This is a genomic window from Xanthomonas hortorum (assembly GCF_040279205.1).
Classification (GTDB): domain Bacteria; phylum Pseudomonadota; class Gammaproteobacteria; order Xanthomonadales; family Xanthomonadaceae; genus Xanthomonas; species Xanthomonas hortorum_F.
This window is the reverse complement of the sequence record NZ_JBEOLS010000033.1, coordinates 34,279-54,427: the sequence shown is the minus strand read 5'-3', so window position 1 is coordinate 54,427 and position 20,149 is coordinate 34,279. Positions and strand designations below refer to the sequence as shown.

At 65.1% G+C, this 20,149-nt stretch carries 13 protein-coding genes; 3 read left to right on the top strand and 10 right to left on the bottom strand.

Annotated features, from left to right (window positions below):
• Positions 1-246: 246 nt before the first annotated feature.
• Both ABS769_RS13790 and ABS769_RS13785 read right to left on the bottom strand, forming a co-directional pair.
• Positions 247-978, bottom strand: coding sequence for a copper homeostasis protein CutC (locus tag ABS769_RS13790; protein WP_317062113.1), 732 nt, complete (start codon positions 976-978; stop codon positions 247-249).
• The gene (locus ABS769_RS13785; RefSeq protein ID WP_317062114.1) at positions 975-2,039 is read right to left on the bottom strand and encodes a N(4)-(beta-N-acetylglucosaminyl)-L-asparaginase; all 1,065 of its coding nucleotides are present in this window, start codon (positions 2,037-2,039) and stop codon (positions 975-977) included. Before ABS769_RS13785 ends, ABS769_RS13790 begins: the two co-directional genes overlap by 4 nt.
• 779 nt (positions 2,040-2,818) lie before the next feature.
• Between ABS769_RS13785 and ABS769_RS13780 the strand changes: the two genes are divergently transcribed.
• The 3 genes from ABS769_RS13780 (at position 2,819) to ABS769_RS13770 (ending at position 6,776) form a co-directional block, all read left to right on the top strand.
• Positions 2,819-4,381 (top strand): vWA domain-containing protein, encoded by a 1,563-nt coding sequence (locus ABS769_RS13780; RefSeq protein WP_430544166.1) that lies wholly within the window; start codon positions 2,819-2,821, stop codon positions 4,379-4,381.
• 29 nt (positions 4,382-4,410) lie between these two features.
• Positions 4,411-4,983: a sigma-70 family RNA polymerase sigma factor gene (locus tag ABS769_RS13775; protein ID WP_350498180.1), complete on the top strand. Its 573-nt coding sequence runs from the start codon at positions 4,411-4,413 to the stop codon at positions 4,981-4,983.
• Between the two features lie 305 nt (positions 4,984-5,288).
• On the top strand, positions 5,289-6,776 hold the full coding sequence (locus ABS769_RS13770; RefSeq protein WP_350498179.1) for a hypothetical protein: 1,488 nt from the start codon (positions 5,289-5,291) through the stop codon (positions 6,774-6,776).
• A 205-nt stretch (positions 6,777-6,981) separates the two neighbouring features.
• Here the strand turns inward: ABS769_RS13770 and ABS769_RS13765 are convergent, their stop codons facing one another.
• The 8 genes from ABS769_RS13765 to pilG form a co-directional block, all read right to left on the bottom strand.
• The gene (locus ABS769_RS13765) at positions 6,982-7,554 is read right to left on the bottom strand and encodes a GNAT family N-acetyltransferase (RefSeq protein WP_350498178.1); all 573 of its coding nucleotides are present in this window, start codon (positions 7,552-7,554) and stop codon (positions 6,982-6,984) included.
• 51 nt (positions 7,555-7,605) lie between these two features.
• The gene (locus tag ABS769_RS13760; protein WP_006450740.1) at positions 7,606-8,082 is read right to left on the bottom strand and encodes a chemotaxis protein CheW; all 477 of its coding nucleotides are present in this window, start codon (positions 8,080-8,082) and stop codon (positions 7,606-7,608) included.
• A gap of 34 nt (positions 8,083-8,116) precedes the next feature.
• Positions 8,117-9,304 (bottom strand): chemotaxis protein CheB, encoded by a 1,188-nt coding sequence (locus ABS769_RS13755; protein ID WP_350498182.1) that lies wholly within the window; start codon positions 9,302-9,304, stop codon positions 8,117-8,119.
• A gap of 7 nt (positions 9,305-9,311) precedes the next feature.
• The gene (locus ABS769_RS13750; protein ID WP_350498177.1) at positions 9,312-16,607 is read right to left on the bottom strand and encodes an Hpt domain-containing protein; all 7,296 of its coding nucleotides are present in this window, start codon (positions 16,605-16,607) and stop codon (positions 9,312-9,314) included.
• A gap of 115 nt (positions 16,608-16,722) precedes the next feature.
• Entirely contained in the window at positions 16,723-18,759 is a 2,037-nt protein-coding gene (locus ABS769_RS13745; protein WP_317062121.1) for a methyl-accepting chemotaxis protein, read from the bottom strand.
• A gap of 39 nt (positions 18,760-18,798) precedes the next feature.
• Positions 18,799-19,329 carry a chemotaxis protein CheW gene (locus ABS769_RS13740; RefSeq protein WP_006450736.1) on the bottom strand — a complete coding sequence of 177 codons (531 nt, stop codon included), beginning with the start codon at positions 19,327-19,329 and terminating at the stop codon, positions 18,799-18,801.
• Positions 19,329-19,691, bottom strand: coding sequence for a response regulator (locus ABS769_RS13735; protein ID WP_006450735.1), 363 nt, complete (start codon positions 19,689-19,691; stop codon positions 19,329-19,331). Before ABS769_RS13735 ends, ABS769_RS13740 begins: the two co-directional genes overlap by 1 nt.
• 17 nt (positions 19,692-19,708) lie before the next feature.
• Positions 19,709-20,110: a twitching motility response regulator PilG gene (gene pilG / locus ABS769_RS13730; protein WP_023904776.1), complete on the bottom strand. Its 402-nt coding sequence runs from the start codon at positions 20,108-20,110 to the stop codon at positions 19,709-19,711.
• Between the last annotated feature and the right edge of the window lie 39 nt (positions 20,111-20,149).

Sequence of the window (20,149 nt, the reverse complement as noted above, 5' to 3'; positions counted from 1 at the left end):
GCCGCCATGCAGCCCGCCTGAGCGCATTTGACGGCCATGCGCAAACGCAAAAAAGCGTGCCGGCCAGCGGCCGGCACCTACCGATGAACGCGCCTGAAGGAAACCGCTCAAAGGTCGCGGGTTGAGGTCCTGATCAACACAGTTGCTACACGGATGTACTTGCGGCGTGTCCCGTGATGGTGGGCGGGCAAGGGCCCTGCAGCAAACCCACAGATCACCCGCTCTGCAACTGAGCAGCTTCCAACCTCATGCCCCCTGCAACAACCCCACTATCCGCCGCACACGTGCCACATCGGTACGCTGGTAATCGCCGCCCAGATCGGTGATATACACATGCCGCGCATGCACCTGCGCCGCAACCGGCCCACGTGAAGAGGCATGAAACTCGCGCGCACCGGTATTGGCACGCAGCGTAAGTACATTGGTTTCGGACACACCAGCGCCCGGCATCACGCTGATCCGATCGCCGGCCTGACGCACCAGTGCCGCAATGGTGTCCACACCTTCAAGCGCGCTCGCACGCCCACCCGACGTCAGCACTCGCTCGCAACCCAGCGTGATCGCATCTTCCAGCGCGCGCCCCGGATCGGCACTGACATCGATCGCACGATGGAAGGTCACACCCAGCGATCCCGCTGCCGCGATCAACACCCGCATTGTGGCCATATCGACCTGCCCATGCGGATCCAGCGCGCCCAACACCACGCCATCGCAGCCCAGCCGCACGCATTGCTCCACATCGCGCCGCATCACCTCGACCTCTGCCGCATCGAAGACGAAATCCCCCACACGCGGACGGATCAACACATACAGCGGAATCTGTAAACGCTCACGCACTACCGCCAGCGTGCCGAATGATGGCGTCAACCCGCCGCCATCCAGCCCCCCGCAGAGCTCGACCCGCATCGCACCGCCCTCCTGTGCAGCCAATGCCGAACCCACCGAATCGGCAGCCACTTCCAGCCCCAACGCACTCATGCCGCAGGCTCGGTGGTGTAGTGGCTTTCACCGGGCACCAGCAGATCCTGCCGTTGCGCATCGCAGACCGCGTAGCTGAAACCCTTCTGGATCGCGAATGCACCCACCTCGCCCCGCTTGTTCATTGCCAAAAACCCCACCTGCAGCGTGCGAGTGAGCTCGGGCTTGCGCCGTATCAGCCGCATGACGACCTCGCGGCAGGCATCGGCCGGCGACTTGCCTTGGCGCATCATTTCCACCACCGCGAAACTACCGACATTGCGGATCACTTCTTCGCCAACGCCGGTCGAGGTCGCACCGCCCACCTCGTTGTCCACATACAGGCCCGCACCGATGATGGGGCTGTCGCCGACCCGGCCGTGCATCTTCCACGCCATGCCGCTGGTGGTGCACGCACCGGACAGATTGCCGTGCGCATCCAGCGCCAGCATGCCGATAGTGTCGTGATTGTCCTTGCCGCCCGGCAATTTGGCATCGCGCCAGGCGCGGTTTTCGATATTGGCTTCCGGCGAATATTTCGACGTCTTCAACCACTCCTTCCACGCCGCCTCCGAGCTAGGCGTGAGCAGCTTGGTCTTCGGAAAGCCCTGCTCCAACGCGAACTGACGCGCACCATCGCCGACCAGCATCACATGCGGGGTTTTCTCCATCACCGCGCGCGCCACCGATATCGCATGCACCACATCTTCCAGTGCCGCCACCGAACCGCAATTGCCCAGGTGATCCATGATGCAGGCATCCAGCGTCACCCGCCCATCGCGATCCGGGTAACCGCCCAGCCCCACGGTGGGATTGCTCGGGTCCGCTTCGGGTACGCGCACGCCGGCTTCCACCGCATCCAGCGCGATGCCGCTGGTACTGAGAATTTTCCAGGCCTCCTGGTTGGCAGCAATGCCGAAATCCCAGGTGGAAATTACCCGCGCCTGGCCGCGCGGCAACACCGCAACGCGGCCAGGCGTGCTGGCACCGACCGCCGCCTGCGCACGCGCGCCCCACCCGGCCAGGCCGGAAGCGATCGCACCAAGCGTGGCGCTCTTGAGGAAGTGACGACGTTGGATCATCCGGGAACTCCATGAAGGAAACGGGCAGCCGCACAGCGCGGCGGCAGCCTTCCATGATGCGGTAGCGCCGCGTACGGATAAACCGTATTGCGGCGCCCAGCAATGCGGATCCGCGCATAACGCACGGTAATGGCTGCAAAGCCCCTCTTCAGCGGGGCGAGAATGCACGGCTTGCGCGCCACTGGCGCGCGTGCCTTGGAGCGCCCGCGCTGCTGGCACGGGCCGGGGCGCGGAGCGGGGGTTGGGGTGAGGGTACGGGGCGACCGACAGCGCCCTGCCCAGCCGTACCCTTATCCGGCGCTACGCGCCACCTTCTCCCGATGGGAGAAGGGAAGAATCCCCCCTCCGCTGGCACTGCACACGGCAGCACGCACCAGCGACCAAAAAATCTTCAACCCACTTAACCCCATTTGCCGCACTGGCCCGTTTACTCAACAGAGGCGCAGTGCACGGCGACCTCGGGCTGTCCGGTTGTTCACCCATCCCTCTTCGCCACGCAAAGGATTCCCATGCCACGTCATAGCCTTCTTGCGCTCGCCCTGCTGCTGAGCGCCTGCTCGCACGAACCGACCGAGCCGAACAACGACAGCTCGCGCACCGCCACGCTGCCTGCAACCGCGCAGCCGTCGCACCCCACCGCTTCGACAACGCCGCAGATCGAGGGCAATCTCGCAGAGCCTGTCCACGCATACCCCATGCAGCAGCCGCCTGTGCCGAGCCCACCACCGATATTGTCATTACCATCGGTATCGCCATCAGCGCTGCCATCGCCGATGCCGATGCCAGCGGCACCCATCGCACTTGAAGCCTCCGCTACACAACACGCACCGGCCGCCAAGTTGGTCGCGCGTCGCCCAATACTCGACAACCTCATGCCGATGCCGCCGATCCTCCCGGCACCCGCCGAGAACCGCGAAACCTACCAAACGCTGAGCGACAACCCGATCGTGCAGACCGCAGCGAATCCGGTGTCCACCTTCAGCATCGACGTGGACACCGGCAGCTACAGCAATGTGCGTCGATTCCTGAGTGCGGGCACGCTGCCGCCGGTCGACGCAGTGCGCGTGGAAGAACTGATCAACTACTTCCACTACGACGATCCCGCACCGACCGACGGCAAACCCTTCGCGGTGCGCACCGAACTGGCGCCCCCCCCCTGGAACAACGACAGCCTGCTGCTGCGCGTCGGCATCGCCGGTCGCGCTATCGCCACTGCCGATTTGCCGCCGGCCAACCTGGTGTTTCTGGTCGATGTCTCCGGCTCGATGGAATCGCCCGACAAACTGCCGCTGCTGCAGTCCTCGCTCAAGCTGCTGGTGCGCCAGTTGCGTGCGAAAGATCGCATCACCCTGGTGACCTACGCCGGTAACACCGCGGTCGTACTGCCGCCCACGCCCGGCGACCAGCAAGGCCGCATCATCGAAGCGATCGACGCCCTGCAGTCGGGCGGTTCCACTGCCGGTGCCAGCGGTATCGAACTGGCCTACAAGGCGGCGCAGCAAGGCTATCTGCGCGGCGGCATCAACCGCATCCTGCTCGCCACCGACGGCGACTTCAATGTCGGCGTCACCGACTTCGATCAGCTCAAAGGCATGGTCGCGGAGAAACGCCGCTCCGGTGTAGCGTTGTCCACGCTTGGCTTCGGCACCGGCAACTACAACGACACGCTGATGGAACAGCTGGCCGACGCGGGCGACGGTGCCTACGCCTATATCGACTCGCCACTGGAAGCGCGCAAGGTGCTGACCCACGAGCTTGGCGCGACGCTGGCCACGATCGCCCGCGACGTCAAGATCCAGGTCGAATTCAATCCCGACACGGTCAAGGAGTATCGCCTGATCGGCTACGAAAATCGTGCCTTGCAACGCGAGGATTTCAACAACGACCAGGTCGATGCAGGCGAGATCGGCGCAGGCCACACTGTCACCGCGTTGTATGAAATCACCCCGACCGACGGTCACGCATCGGTGGATCCGTTGCGCTATGCCAACACCGCCACACCTCGAAAAGTGCGTGCAATCGACAGCGAACTGGCGCACGTCAAACTGCGCTACAAACTGCCCGATGCACAACGCAGCCAGTTGCTCGACACGGTGGTCCGCAACGATCAGCGCCGCGCCTTGAACGCCACCAGCGATGCCTTCCGCTTTTCTGCCGCAGTGGCCGGGTTTGGCCAGCGCCTGCGTGGCGGCACTCAGCTGCACGGCTGGGATTATCCGCAGGTGCGTGCCCTGGCCGCGGCCAGCCTGGGTAGCGACCGCTTCGGCTACCGCGCCGATTTCCTGCAGATGGTGCAGCAGGCCGACGCACTGAGTAGCCGGCCAATTGCCGGCACCGACTGATGCGCGCGGCACCTGCCTATACTGCGCGCATGCAACCTGCCGACCTTGCGCATCTTCCCGACGAGGAGCTCATGCTCCTCGTCGCCAATGGGTTTGTCGAACAGCCGGCCACCGAGTTGTTCACGCGCCACAACCGCGCTCTGTTCAATTTTCTGGCCTGGTTGTGCGAAGGCAACCTGAGCGAAGCCGAAGACCTCGCGCAGAAGACCTGGGTCAAGCTGATGACCCGCTGCAGCGACTACCGCCCCGGGCAGGCCGCCTTCACCAGTTTTCTGTTCCAGATCGCGCGCAATGGCTGGATCGACACCCGTCGCAGCGCCTATCACAGCACCTCGGTGGCGCTGGAAGACGCCCATCTGCAGCTGCCCGATGACGACCTGTCCACCGAGCAGCTGGCCATGCTCGGCCAGCAACATCATCGCGTGCGCGCCGCGGTGATGGCATTGCCCGACGCACAACGCGAAGTGGTGGTGCTGCGCTTTTTTGCCGAGCTTGGCGTCGAAGAAATCGCCCAGGTAATCGGCGAAGGTTTCGAGACCGTCAAGAGCCGGCTGCGCTATGCGTTCGCAAAACTGCGCCTGAGCCTGGATGCGACGCAATGAGTAGCGCATTCGACCGCTTTCTCGCGGGCAGCGATGGCCTTGCCGCACTGCTGCGTGCCCTTCCGTCGCATGCACCGCCTGCGTCCATGGATGCATGGTTTGCGCAAGCCGCGCGCACTGCCGATGCCGAACGCAATGCAGCGACTCCCGCACAGGACGGATTGCAATTCGAAGCACCCTCCACGATGGCAGCCGTGTTTGCCGCCGCCGCAGCGCAAGCCGAACAAGCGCAGGCAGCACAGCGCGCTGCCGTACAGGCGCGTCTTGCACAGGGCGAACGTGCCGATCAGGCATTGGGGACGGCGTTGAGTGCATCTGCGCGTGCGTGGATCGAGCAGCAAGCGCACACAGACAAGGCAGCTATGCAGCCGAGTGTGGATGTGCCCTCCGCTGCAGATGTGTCGATGGCTGCAGAGGTATTGCTAGCTAAAGATACTTCGATGGCTGCGGATTTATCTCTAGCTAAAGATGCGTCGATAACTGCTGATATGTCGGCTTCTTCGAATGAAGCGGCAGATACCTCTGGAGCTGCATCGCGCGCTCCATCTGCGCCTGAAATTGCGTTTTCATCTGCATCTGCGCCTGCTGCTCAGGCTCAGGCTCAGGCTCAGGCTCAGGCATCAACACTGCCAGCACTCCAATCAAGCACAACCTCTACTCAAACCAGCCACGCAGCCGCCTCCCGGCGCAGCAGCCGGCGCCCCCGCTGGATGCCGACGCTCGCCTTTGCTGCATCGATCACTCTGGCCGTTGGCATTGGTCTGCAGTGGCAGGCCAGCCAACCCACGCTGGAGCTGCCGACGGCTACGACGCCTGATACGGCATTGGCAGAACCGAAAAAGACTCAACAGGCAACGCGCGACGCCCACCAGGTGGATCGCATAGCAGACAGCACATCCGACCTGCCTGCACTGCCGGCACCGGCGTATGCCGAGGCACCCAATGCGGCGGCAGCGCCACGACCATCGCAGTCGTCATTGCCGCCTGCGCTGCCATCGCCAGCCCGGGCCGTCGCTCCGGAACCGGTCAGTGCGCCATCGCCAACTCTTGCTGCCGCACCCGCACCTGCACCTCCTGCTGCGGCACCTGCTGCTGCGCCTGCACTTGCAGCCATGAGCGTCGCCGAACCCGCGCCAGATGTTGATGCGCAATCCATCAACGCGCAGGCACCAGCAGCGCCCCCGCCGCCGCCTGCTCCCATCGTCGCAAGCCCGGCCGATGCGTTCGTCAGTGGCTCGCTTGCCGCAACCGCAGATCGCAGCGCACCCGCACCAGTCTCACCAGGCCCGGCATCGGCACCTGCATCGCCGTCAGAGCAAACCTCACTGGTCGAGCGAACACAGACCAACGCGTATGCAGCAGAAAAACCGCTCATCTCCCGCGCTGCGCCTGTCGCAGGCCAGGCTGCTCCGCTGCGCGTGCGCAATGCACCCACACTGCACCTCGATGCCTATCGCGATGCATCTCCATCATCCAAACCAGCCGCTAGCGCAGCCGCGCCGGACGCAACGGTCTACCAGGCAAAAGGCAACATGGCCCGCAAGCCCGGTCCGCTACCGCTTTCCACTTCGCCACGCGACTGGCTTGCGCGTTACGCACTGTCTGCCGATCAAGTTCCTGCCCAGATCCGCCTCCGGGCCGCCACAGCGGATGCGCCTGAGGTGCAGAGCTGGGCCACTCAACTGCGCGATCAACTCAAGCAACGCGGCTGGTCGACGCAGGTGGATATCGTGCAAGACACGCATCTGGCCGCTGACCAGCTACGCCTCGAACCATTCGACACTGCGCAATAAGGGCGCCCCCTTTCAGCACAACGCTGCGATCAACGCAGATATCAACGCAAGGTAGCGTTACTGGGCAACGCGCGCAGTTGTGTAAGCCCTGACCTTTTGGTGGATCAGTCGCCTCTCAAACGTCAGGCACTGCACAGCACATCGCGAATAAACGCTCAGCAAATCGACCGCGCGCATCAGCAACTCAACGCGTACACCACAGGCACTAAGCGCCAACAGGCGGGTCATCGTCGCGCAACCTGCTGGTCAACACATGGTCGCGCCAGACGCCGTTCAATTGCAGATAACGCCGCGCATAACCTTCGATCTGGAAACCCAGCCGCTGCAGCACGCGTGCACTGCGAAGATTCTCGGGGACGTATTGCGCCATCACCCGATGCAGGCCGAGCGGGCCGAATGCGAAGGCGATGCCCTGCGTGGCCGCCCACTGGATCAATCCGCGTCCCTGCTGCTGCGCATCCAGTCCGTAGCCCAGATGGCAGCCCTGGAAGGCGCCACGCTGGATCTGGGTGAAGCCGACCGTGCCGATCACCTGTGCCTCGCGCAGCAACACCAGTTGCAACTCGCGCTCGCCGGGCACCGCAGTGCGATAGGCGATACCCAGCCGCCGCCAGCCGTCGGTGGTGTAGAACGCAGGCGGCCGCAGTGGCATCGCACCGGCGAGATGTTCGCGGTTACGGGTGTGGTATTCGGCCATCGCCGCTGGATCGACCACCGCCAGATCGCACAGCACCACACCGTCTGCATGATGCACTGGCGCGAAAACGGGAAGGCTCATGACAGTGCGCGTAGTACAGATGCCGCCGCGTCGTCGTCTTGCCAGCCGCGCTTAGGCAGCAACCGCCGCAAGCGCCTGCGCAACCTGCGCTTCGATCGCATCCAGGTTCGGCAGCAGTGCGCTCTGCTCGCCCAGCAGCACACGCATGTGCACGCCGTCGGGCAATGCGTCTTCGGAGGCATCGGCCAGCAGGCCGTCGCGCGGCACCGAGATCAGCTGCGGGAATGAAGCGGTGAGCAGCGCGAAATATGGCAGCGCCGGATCGCCACCCAGCGCCTTCAGCACGATCACCTTGTTGTTGACTGCGGCGGGCTCTTCGCCCATGCCGCTGAGGCGCGCGAACGACAGCAACGGCACTTTCCAGCCGTACCAGTCGATGCGCCCGACCACCCAGCGCGGCATGTCGGCCATCGGCTCGACCGCTACCCGCGACATCACCTCTGCCACGGTGGCATTCGGCAGCAGCACGCGCTCCTGTCCGGCCTGGATCAGGACGCCGCGGATTTCGTCATTGTTGGCGTAGCTCATCGCACTTGTTCCGATCTGAGAGGAAGCGCCCGGCTTACGCCGGCCAGCGCTGTGCCAACGCCTGCGCCAACTGCGCAGGGTCGCCGGTCAAAATGCCTTGGCGTGCCAGACGCGCTGCCGCGGCCGGGTCGTAGCAACCGTCGGCGGACTGACCCGCCAACCAACCGCCCTGTTCCGCCAGTGCCAGCGACGCATCCACCAGCGCCTCGTTGGCGCCGCTGAGCATCAGCACCGCACTGTCGGCCGGCGGCAACGCGGCCACCAGCGCGGCAGGATCGGTGTGCGCGATAAAGGCCAGGGCGCCCGCATGCTGCTGCACACCGACTTCTTCGGGCAGTACATACACCTTGCCGGCCACGATCACCTGGCCGACTTCAGCCAGCTCGACCGGCAGCGCAGACACACGCCCCATCTGCCGCACCAGGTTGCCGTACTGGCCACCATCCAGCGTCATGCGCACCAGCACGGGGCGCGGAAACTGCGGCGGCAACGCGCCCAGCAGCCGACGGATCGCATCCGGGCCACCGATACCGGCCATCACCAGCACCGCGCCGGCGGCCTCGCCCGTGTGGTCCAGCTCCACCAGCGACAAACCGCCGGTCGACAGCGCCGCCACGTCCAGCTCGGCACGCGGGCGCACCACCACGGCGACCTCATCGACCAGGCCCCAGGTGCTGGAATCGCCCAGCGACAGGCCAGGTTTGTCGTCAACAACCGCAGCGGCATCAGTGCCGCCGGCACGCGTGAAAAATCCATCGCCAGGAATGCGTTCGAAGATCTGCGCGGCCGCTTCCAGATGTTGATCGAGCTGCAGATCCGAATGCTGCCGCGGTGCCAGTTCCAGGCCCGGCTCGGGCTGCAGCGAGGGCTCGCTCTCGGTGCCAGGCGGCAAGACGTCGGCATGGCCGTGCAGCTTGGCGGCCAGATGGCGTACCCAGCGCTGCGCTTCCCAGCCCTCGCGGCGCACGGTCAGCTCGGCCTCGTCGAAGATCACCGTGACGCCAGGCATGTTGAAGGCCGGTTCCAGCGCCTCAAGCGCGTCTTCGATCGACGGCTCCAGCGAGACCAGCACCGCCACCGGCTCGGCATCGCGCAGCATCTGCACATCCACCGCTGAGGGATCGTCTTCCAGCACCACCTGCGCGCCGGCCAGACCGAGCGCTTCACGCAGGCGCTCGCGCGCCGGACCGGGCCGGCCCAGCAGGGCGACCGGCGTTCCCATTGCGCCATTATTCTCGGACACGGGCGATCCCCAGCAGGTCATACACGTTTCGCATCAGATCCAACTCTTGGTAGGGCTTGCCCAGATAACGTTGCACGCCGATCTCGAACGCACGCTGGCGATGCTTCTCGCCACTGCGCGAGGTGATCATCACGATCGGCACCGCCTTGAAGCGCGGATCGGCACGCATCGCAGTGGCCAGCTCGTAGCCGTCCATGCGCGGCATTTCGATATCCAGCAGCATCAGGTCGGGCACGCGCTCTTCGAGCAGTTCCAATGCCTCGACACCGTCGCGTGCGGTGGTCACGTCCAGATTGTGGCGTTCCAGCACGCGGCTGGTGACTTTGCGCATGGTCAGCGAATCGTCCACCACCATCACCAACGGCACCTGGCGCTGCGCTTCGGTCGGCGTTTCCAGCGCCGGACGCGCCGGCTGGCTGAGGTAACGACGTACCAGCGGCGCCACGTCCAGAATCACCACCACGCGGCCATCGCCGGTGATGGTGGCGCCGTAGATACCCGGCACCGAGGCGATCTGCAGACCCACCGGCTTGACCACGATTTCGCGGTTGCCCAGCACCTGGTCGATCGCCACTGCCGCGCGCAGTTCGCCCGCACGCACCAGCAGCAACGGCACCTGCGCCTGGCCATCGGCACGCGCAACCGGCTGGCCGACCAGCGAGCCCAGGTCGTGCAGCACGTACTCCTCGCCAGCGTAGTGGTAGCCGCCCTCGCCCGATTCGTAACGGCTACGCGAGATGCGGCCGATACCGCTGACCGAACCCACCGGCACCGCGAAGGTGGTCTCGCCGATCCGCACGAATACGGCCTGGGTGACCGCCAGCGTCTGCGGCAGGCGCAGGGTGAAGGTGACGCCCTGGCCGCGCACCGAGTGGATATCCACCGAGCCGCCGAGCTGACGTACTTCGTTGCGCACCACATCCATGCCCACGCCACGGCCGGCCAGCTGACTGACCTGCTCGGAGGTGCTGAACCCGGAGGCGAAGATCAGGCCATCCAGTTCGGCCTCGCTGAGCTCCTGGCCGGGTTCGATCAGGCCACGCTGCTCGCCGCGGCGACGGATCGCCTCGCGGTCCAGCCCGGCGCCGTCGTCGGCCACTTCCAGCACGATTTCCGAGCCTTCGCGGCGCAGACGGATCGCGATGCTGCCCTCTTCCGGCTTGCCCGCCTCGCGCCGTTGTTCCGGCGTTTCCAGACCATGCGCCACCGAGTTGCGCAGCATGTGTTCCAACGGCGCGACCATGCGATCGAGCACATTGCGATCCAGTTCGCCCTGGGTGCCTTCCAGCAGCAGATGCACCTGTTTGCCGGTGTCGATGGCCGCCTGGCGCACCACACGGCGCAGACGCGGCACAAGCCCGTCGAACGGCACCATGCGCGCACGCATCAGGCCGTCCTGCAGCTCGGAGCTGACGCGCGACTGCTGTTGCAGCAGGCCGTCGTACTGCCGCGAGAGATCTTCCAGCACGCCCTGCAAACCGCCCAAGTCGGCGGCCGATTCGTTCAGCGCGCGGCTGAGCTGCTGCAGGGTGGAGAAGCGGTCCAGTTCCAGCGGATCGAAGGTGCGATCGCCCTGGTCCTGTTCGCGCTGATAACGCGCCACGATCTGCGCTTCGGTTTCCAGGTCCAGACGCCGCAACTGGTCGCGCAAACGGGCGTTGGTGCGATCCAGTTCGCCCATGGCGCCACGGAAGGCGCCCATCTGCTGTTCCAGCCGCGAGCGGTAGATCGCCACTTCGCCGGCGTGATTGACCAAGCGGTCGAGCAGGTCGGCACGCACGCGCACCTGTTCCTGCTGCGCGCGCGGCATCAGTTCTTCCTCGACCTGGCCCTCGACCGGGATCGGCGCCGACAACGGTGCCGGTTCCACCGACGCCTTGGCGATCGCGCGGACATCGGCGTCGCTGGGCGGGGCGGCATTGCGGCCGCGGGTACGGGTTTCGAAGGCTTCCACCAGGTCGGTCGGCATCGCCACGGCGCGGTGCATGCCGGTGCGGGTCAACAACTGGTGCAACCGGTCGAAGCCGCGTTCGAACAGGCGCACGTCGTCGCGATCAATATCGGTGCGGTTGGCCGCCACCGCTTCGAGCAGCGATTCGATCGCATGACCGAGATCGCCGATGGCGTTGATGCCGGCCATGCGCGCGCCGCCCTTGAGCGTGTGCAGATCGCGCTGCAGTCCGTTGAGGACATCGCGGTCTTCCGGCACTTCGCGCATGCGGGCGATCAGACCATCGCAATGGTCCAGCAGGTCGCGGCCTTCCTCGACGAAGATGTCGACCAATTCGCCATCGAGCTGATCGAAATTGAGCTGGCCGATATCGAAGGCAGCGCCGGCATCGTTGACAGTGGCGTCGGCAGGTGCGGCCTCTTCCACCGGCGCGCTGAAGGCTGCAGCTGTGGGGTCTTCCTGCTCGCTGGCGTCTGGTTCGCTGGCCGATTCTTCGCTAGCCGGTTCGATGTGCTCGATGTGTTCGGCTTGTTGAGTGTGATCCACGTACTCAGTGGGTTCGACATGATCCGTTGCCACGGTCGTGTCGTGCGTTGCGTGTTCGTCGCTGTGTCGAGCGTCGGCATCGGTGTTGCCGTCCTTGTCGGCATCCGCATCGACATCTGCAGCCGCGTCGGCATGCAGCTCCGGTGCGATCTCGGACTGCGGATCGCCGGTCTCTTCGACCTGATCGGCCACCTGCGCCATCTCGAAGGCCTGCACCGACTCGATGGTGTGCTCGGGTAAGGCTTCGGCAGCTTGCTCGGCTTCTCCAGCATGTTCTTCGGCAGCATGCTCGTGCGCTTGTGCATCCGACAGCACTTGTTCGTTCGAGTGGGCGTGTTCTTCCGAACGCGCCTGATCGTCCGTCTGCGCGTCGGAGTGAACATGCGTTTCAGCTTCCGCATGCTCATACGAAGGCGCGGGCTCTTCCGAATGCACCTGTTCGCCATCTTGCGCGGCAGCGTCGTGCGGCAGCGCTGCATCGCTCTGCTGCACTCGCTCGTCAGCAGGCTGCTCCGCGCTGTCTTCCGTGGCCACGGCAGCGTGGTCGTGCGCTGCGGAAACCTGTTCGTCCTGATCGGTCGATACGCTGTCCAGCGCTACGGTTTCCGGCGTCCAGTCTTCGGCCGTCGATGCAGACGTCTCATCGGCCACCGGGGCCTCATCGTGTACCGCTTGCAACGCTTCGATGGTCTCGACAGGCGTTTCGTCAACAGACGGCGTGCCGTCGACCAAGTGCGCGCCGGCATCCTGCGCCCGTGCGTCGCCATCGATCTGGGCGCGCTGATCGTGCTGGTCCTGCACGGCCGCGTGCTCGGTCAGCGCCTGCTGCTCGCCGCCTGCATGTTCGGCCTCTGCATGCTCGGCATCTGCCAGCTCAGCGTCCGGCGCAACAAGCGTCTGCGCATCACCCAACGCGGCTTCTGCGTCGGCCAACTCGTCCACCGCAACGTGCTCGGTCGCTTCCGGCACGTCGCGTGTTTCGTCGTTATGCGACGTCGTGTCGGCAATCGGTGCGTGCTGCAGTTCGGTCGCATCCCAGGCGTCGGCTTCGACCACCGGCTCATCGGCCGGGGTGTCGTGCGCGTCGACAGTGTGCGATGCGCTTTCGTCTGCGCGCTCGTGCTGCGCAACATCGCCCTGCAGCGCGTCAACGACCTGCTCCGACTCGGCGGCAGATGCGAACGCATCACCGCTCGCTGCATGCGCGGTCTCGGCCACATCGCCACTCTGCTCTGCCGATGCAACACCCTGCTCTGCCGACACAACATCGGCGGTCTCGTGTGCTTCGCTTGGTGCCGGCGCTTCCAACGCGAGCGCCGAGGTGTCTTCGGCTTCCGCTTCGGCCAGCTCGTCCACCGCGATCGGTGCATCGGCATCGGCATCCGCGTCGGCATCGACGCTGGCCTGCGCATCGGCATCCTGCGTCGCCTCATCGGCAACAGGGGTCGGCGCGGCGGTATCGGCCGGATGCGACGACAATGCGCTCGCATCCAGATACTGCGACAGATCCTGCATGCCGGTCAGCTCGACCGCCGTGTCGTTGCTGATTGCCTCGTCGCTCGTCGCTTCGAGATCGTCCAACTCCTCCAGGAACACCTGCGGTGGCCACTGCGCTTCCGGCAGCGTATCCGCCAGCGCGCGCAGGCGCTCGGTCAATGGCGCAAACGATGGAATCAGCGGCGCATCGGCGCGCAACGCAGTGACGGTGGTGGCGATCGCGGCGGCGGTCGCCTTGATGGCATCGATGCCGTCGGCCGATGGCGTCACCGAGGCGGCGAGCAGACGCTTGACGTAACTTTCGGCCGGCGTGGTCACCAAGGTGATTTCCGGCACGTCGGTCATCGCGAACGCGCCACTCATCGTGTGCACGGCACGCAGCACTTCTTCGCTGACAAGCTGCGGCTCGACCTGCGTGGCCTGCAGCCAGGCGTTGACGGTTTCCAGGTGGGTGGCGACTTCTGCTTCCAGAATCTCGCGCAGCACGCTGTCTACCGACGCGGGTGTGCCGCCGGTTGCGGGCAGCACGCCTGCAATGGCCGGAATGTCTGGAATGACTGCGACATCTGCAACACCAGCCGTCGCTGGCGTCGCCGGCGCAGGCACGTAATAGAGTTCTTCGCCGGCGGCAACGCGCTCGGCAACGGCCTGGATTTCAGGCAGATCTGCACTGATGCGGCCCTGGTCGCGCAGCGCCGCATTGAATTGCGGCAACACGTCATACGCAAGTTGCACCATCGCCACGACCGCCGGGCTGGCCGGCCGCGAGTTGTCGAGCACGCGGTTGAGCATGCTCTCGATCTTCCAGCTGAATTCGCCCAGCACATGCGCGCCGACCAGCCGACCACTGCCCTTCAAGGTGTGGAAGACGCGGCGGATCGGACGCATGGTCTCGGGGCTGTTCGGGGCGGCACGCCACACCGGCAACAGTTGGCCCAGATTGACCAGTTCTTCGTCGAATTCTTCCAGGAACACGTCGCGGATATCGTCATCGATATCGCTGTCGCCGAAGCCGCCAAAGATGCCGGCGTCCGCAGTGCCCTGCACGGGTTCGCTCGGCGTCTGCACCGGCGCTGTTTGCGCAGTGTCTGGCTCTGCGTGGGTGTCTACCGCGGCAGTGTAGGAAGTGGTGTTGGTCGTCAACGGCGCCTGCGGACGATTCACGTCGAACTGCGCAGCGGCAGCGTCGAGCTGGGCCAGGAACGCGGCCGATGCGTCGTCCAGTTCGAACTCGCTGACCACCGCCTGCTGCACGCGCGGCGGGCCCGACTCTGCGGTGTCTTCCACCGGCGGAGCCTGCGGCTCTGGCTCGGCGTCGACGAACGGGTTGTTTGGCTCCTGCGGCGGCAGTGGCGGCAGTGGCGGCAGTGGCGGCAGTGGCGGCAACGGCGGCGGCGAGAACGCATCGTCGATGCTGGTCTGCGCGCGGCGGGTGTTGGCCTCGGCCTCGGCGATGAAGTCCAAAGGTACTTCGGTCTGATCCGCATCGCCCGGCAGATCGATCTGCTCGATCTGCAGCGGCCCCTGCTCGGCAACCACCGGCGTTGCGATGTCGTCCTGCTCCAGCGCGCTCAGATCCACCGTGTAACTGACCTGCGCAAGCTCGGCCGGCACCGTGCCGTCCTGCTCGGCCGATACCGGGTCGAACGCGGAGGTGGCGATGGGCGCGGTTTGCTCGGTGGTTTCCAACTGCCAGTCGCCGGGCGCCTGCGCGCCATCGTCGGACAGGTCCAGCGGCGCGACCGTAAACGGCACATGCGCCTGACCGGACACGGTTTCTTCGGCAGCGACCGGGTCGAACGAGAACACCGTATCGGTGGCGGCAGCGCCGGTGTCGTGCATCACGCTGGCCGCGAACGGCGCCTCGGTCACGGTTTCGTTGGCCCATTCCAGCGAAGGCGTAGGCGCAATATCGTTGGCGGCCGCAACATCCGGCGCAGCGGCAAGCGGTGCGAACGCGGCGGCGGCTGGCTGCGGCTCGACCACGTCGCCCGGCTGGTCGGCACCCACCGGCAATTCGGACGGCAGGCCTGACGGCAGCGGCCAATAGCGCAGCGTTTCCAGGCTGTTGCGGGTGATGTCCAGAATCTCTTCGCGGCCGGGACGGCGCTCGCGCAGGGCTTCCAGGTAGTACTCCAGGCTGGCCATCGCATCGGCCAAGGTATCGAGCTGACGCCCGCTGGGCACGCGCTGCTTGCCGATCAATTCCAGATCGACGTAACGCCGCACACCTTCCAGATAATCGGCCGCCTGCGGCAATTCGAGAATGCGCAAGGCACCGCCGACTTCGCCCAGCAGATGCGGCACATTGCTCAGACGCGCGTGGTCCCAATTGGTTTCGATGAAGGCGACGAAATGCTCGCGCGCCGCACCGAAATTGGCAATTGCTTCCTGTGCCAGCACGTCCACCGTGCGCCGCACTTCCGCGGAGGTGGCGCCGCTGCTGCCGTCTTCGTTTTCGCTGAAGTCGGCGCCCAGACTGGCGACCTGGTCGTCCAGCGAAGCATCCACATAGAGCAGCGCGCCGGCGATATCCAGCAGTACGCCTTCGTCCATCTGCACATGGCCATCGACCACGCGTGCCAGCGCATCGCGCTGCTGCACGACCACGTTGCGTGCCACGCCCAGGCCCATCATGCCCAGGGTGTCGGCAACGCTACCGAGATCCTTGACCTGGGTCTGCAGCTCGGCAATGTCGCCGCCGGTCCGCAGGTGCAGATCCAGCGCGTCCTTGACGCGCAGCAATTCTTCCTTGACTGCGTTGCCGACGGTGTCGAGCAACTCGCGATTGCGCCCGCTCAGGCTGCCGCGCGCGTGATCCAGTTCGGCTTCGGTGGCGACACCGGCCTGCGGATCGAACGCGAACAGCACGCTCTCGTTGAGGCCCGGTTGACCACGCGTGGCACGGATTTCATTGAGCAACGGCAGCAGCACGATCGGAATATCGCGATGGCCGTTCTGCAGGCGCTCCAGATAATCGGGCAGCAGCACGGTGCCGCGCATCAGCATGGCGCAGGCTTCGTCGCGGTCGGCCACCTCGCCCACCTGCACGGCCTGGGCCAGCAGCTCGAGCTCCTCGGCCACCATGGCCGGGGCGTACAACTCCACCATGCGCAGCGTGCCCTGCACCTGGTGCAGATAGCCGGCGCAGAAGCGCATCCGACTGGTGTCGGACGGTTCTTCGGCAAAATACTCGATCTCGTTGCGCGCCTGGCGCAACGTCTCGTCCAACTCCGGCTTGACCCAGCCCAGCGCGGCGTGACTCATCGCATCGCGAAGCGCACTCATTGCAGCCCCCTGCCTACGACCGAGGCACCGCTCACGCGGCTACCGGTCTGTTCCTGCATCGACGTAACGCGACTACGCGCCATCTGCTGTGATCCTTTCCGGTTGCGCGTCGTGGTCACGCCGGCAGCTTGAAGTCGGCGACCGAACGGCGCAGGTCGGCAGCGAGCTCGGCCAGGTTGCCGATCGATTTGGCTGTCTTCTCCGCACCCTGCGATGTCTGGCTGGTGATCTGACGGATCACGCCCATGGTCTGTGTGATATCCGTCGCTGCAGCCGACTGCTGGTGCGCGGCGATGGAGATGTTCTTGATCAAATTATTCAGTGCGTTGGACACGCGCTCGATTTCGGTCAGCGCGGTACCGGCGTCTTCGGCCAGGCGTGCACCGGATACCACTTCGGAGGTGGTCTGCTCCATCGAGCTGACCGCTTCGTTGGTATCGGCCTGAATGGTCTGCACCAGGCCTTCGATCCGCCGGGTCGCGCCGGAGGTGCGTTCTGCCAGGCGCTGCACTTCGTCGGCCACCACCGCGAAACCGCGACCGGCCTCGCCCGCAGAAGCCGCCTGCACCGCGGCGTTGAGCGCCAGGATGTTGGTCTGCTCGGAAATGTCGTTGATCAGTTCCACGATCGAGCCGATCTCCTGCGAGGATTCGCCCAACCGTTTGATGCGCTTGGAGGTTTCCTGGATCTGGTCGCGGATCTGGTCCATGCCCTGGATCGTCTCGCGCACCACGCCGGCACCTTCGGCGGCGATCACCACCGAGCGCTGCGCCACTTCGGCCGACTCGGTGGAGTTGCGCGAGACCTGTTCGATGCTGGCAGCGATTTCGCTGATGCGCTCGGAGGCAGTGGTGATCTGGTTGGCCTGCTGGCCGGCCGCGTCGGCCAGCTGCATCGCCGTGGCCTGGGTTTCCTGGGTCGACACGGCCACTTTCGCCGAGGTGTCGTTGATCGTGGTCACCAGGTGGCGTAGCTCGTCCACGGCGTAGTTGATGGCGTCTGCGATCGCGCCGGTCATGTCCTCGGTCACCGAGGCCTTGACGGTCAGGTCGCCCTCACCGAGCGAGCTGATTTCGTCCAGCAATCGCATGATCGCCTGCTGGTTGCGGCTGTTGAATTCCACCTGCGCCTGGTAGCGCACGTCCTGCTCGCGCGAGCGCACCCGCACCGAGCTCCAGACGAAACCGATGATCGCCAGCAACGCCACCAGGCCGGACACCACGCCCAGCCAGAAATTCGGGAACAGGCGCGTGTCGCGTACCGAACCGAACGCCGAGAACGCGTCGAACAGCTTCTTGCTGTCGTCGAGCATCTTGTTCGAACCGACGGTCAGCGCGGCAGCGGAGGACTGCGCGGCGAACAGATTGCGCGAGGTGGCCAGGATGGCGTCGATGTCCTTCTTCATCGTCGTCCACTGCGCCTGCGACTGCTCCAGCGCCGACAGCGCGGCCGGGTTGCGTACTGCGGCGATACCCAGTTCGTCGTTGCCGGTGCGCAGGCCTTCCAGCATCTGCGTGAACACCACCGAGTCGCGGGCCAGCGCATCGCCGGAGGCCGCCGCATTGGCGCCACCGGCGCGCATTTCGGTGACCCGCCGCGCCATGGTGCCGGCGACCACCACCTGCTGCAGCGTGTTGTAGATCTGCGAGGCCGGCGCGGCGCTGACCGTCATCGCGCGCACCACTTCGTTCAACTGCGCCTGCAACTGCGGCACGCTGCCGGAGAAGCGCTCGGCGTTGCCGGCCAGACCGAGCACCGCCGGTTCGCTGGCGATGATCTGATCGGCGTTCTTGCTCAGCGGCACCCAGGTCGCCTTGAGCTGCGCCATCGCACTGGCCACCGAGCCTTCCTGGCCGTAACGGCCATCCAGTTCGCTGACCGTGCTGTCGATGCGGCTCTTGGTCTCCTTGAACGTGGCAAATGCCTTCGCATCACCGGAGACCGCTTCGCGGCCCTGGTTGGCCAACTGCTGCGAGAGCACCTGCAGATCGGCCGCGCCGGTGCCGGCGCCGGCAAGGCGACTGCCCTGCCAGGTGGCCACGCCGGTGTTGGCGCCAAACACGATCATCGACAACACCAGCAAGCCAAGCCAGAAGCTGGTGCTGACGCTGCCGAGCTTGTTGGTCTTGCGGGCGTCCGGGGCGGTACTCATGGTTCGACCTCGATCTGTATGACGTGGCGGGGTCGCGGCTTAGGCCGCGGCCTGCCGGAATTCAGGAGTGCGCGACAGCAACGCCAGGGAGAACACACCCCAGTCCTGCGTCTCGTTGCGAAAGGCACGTTCAATGAAATGGGCGTAGCGGCCTTGCGCCAACTCGCCGGGTTCGACCGCCTGGACCTGCTCGAAGCTGCGCTGGCCGTACAACTCATCGATGGTCAGTGCGACGTCGCCGCCGCTCTGGCGCATGATCAGCACACGCTGGCCTTCCTGCAGCACCGTGCGCCGGCCCTCCAGGAACTGCTTCAGATCGATCACCGGAAACAGATTGCCGCGCAGGTTGCCCACGCCCAGCAGCCAGGGCTGTGCGCCCGGCACCGGGGTAACTGGCGGCATTGGCACGATTTCCGCCACTTCGCGGAAATCCGAGACCAGGCGCCGGGTACCGACGCGATAACCGACGCCGCGCCAGATATCGGCCGAGAACTGGCGTTCCGGAAGCGCCGTGGCGTGCGCAAGACTACGACGCTCGTAGTCTTCAAGAATGTCGAATGGAGAACGCATCAACGCACCAGTTGTTTGATGCGGGCGATCAGATCGTCTTCGCGCGGCGGCTTGACGATGTAGTCGCTGGCACCTTGTCGCAAACCCCAGGCCTTGTCGGTTTCCATGCCCTTGGTGCTGACCAGCAGCACGGGGATGTCCTTGGTGGCCTGGTCGCGTGCAAGTGCACGCGTTGCCTGGAAGCCGCTCATGCCGGGCAGCACCACATCCATCAACACCAGATCGGGCGCCTGGCTGCGAATCAGCTCAAGTCCCGCTTCGGCGTTGTCGGTGGCGACGACGGTATGGCCTGCTTTTTCCAGCCATTGACTGAAGACTGCCCGGTCGGTGGGCGAGTCCTCGATCAATATAATTCGAGCCATGTTGCCTTTCCCCCTGGTCAGGCGTGGACGTACGTGCGAATCGCGCTCAGTAGTTCTTCACGAGTGAATGGCTTGGTCAGATATTGCTCGGAGCCGACGATGCGGCCGCGTGCCTTGTCGAACAGGCCATCCTTGGACGACAACATGATCACCGGCGTCGACTTGAAGAGCTGGTTGCCCTTGATCAACGCGCACGTCTGGTACCCATCCAGGCGCGGCATCATGATGTCGACAAAAATGATCTGAGGTTGCTGGTCCGCAATTTTGGCCAGTGCCTCGAAACCATCCGTTGCTGTCACTACTTCACACCCTTCTCGCTTGAGCAGCGTTTCTGCGGTGCGGCGAATAGTCTTCGAATCGTCGATGACCATCACCTTCAGTCCTGCGAGTTCCCCACCCGCAGCAATGTGTTCACTCATGCAAATATCCCCGGACGTGCAACGCTTCTTCCTTTCCGT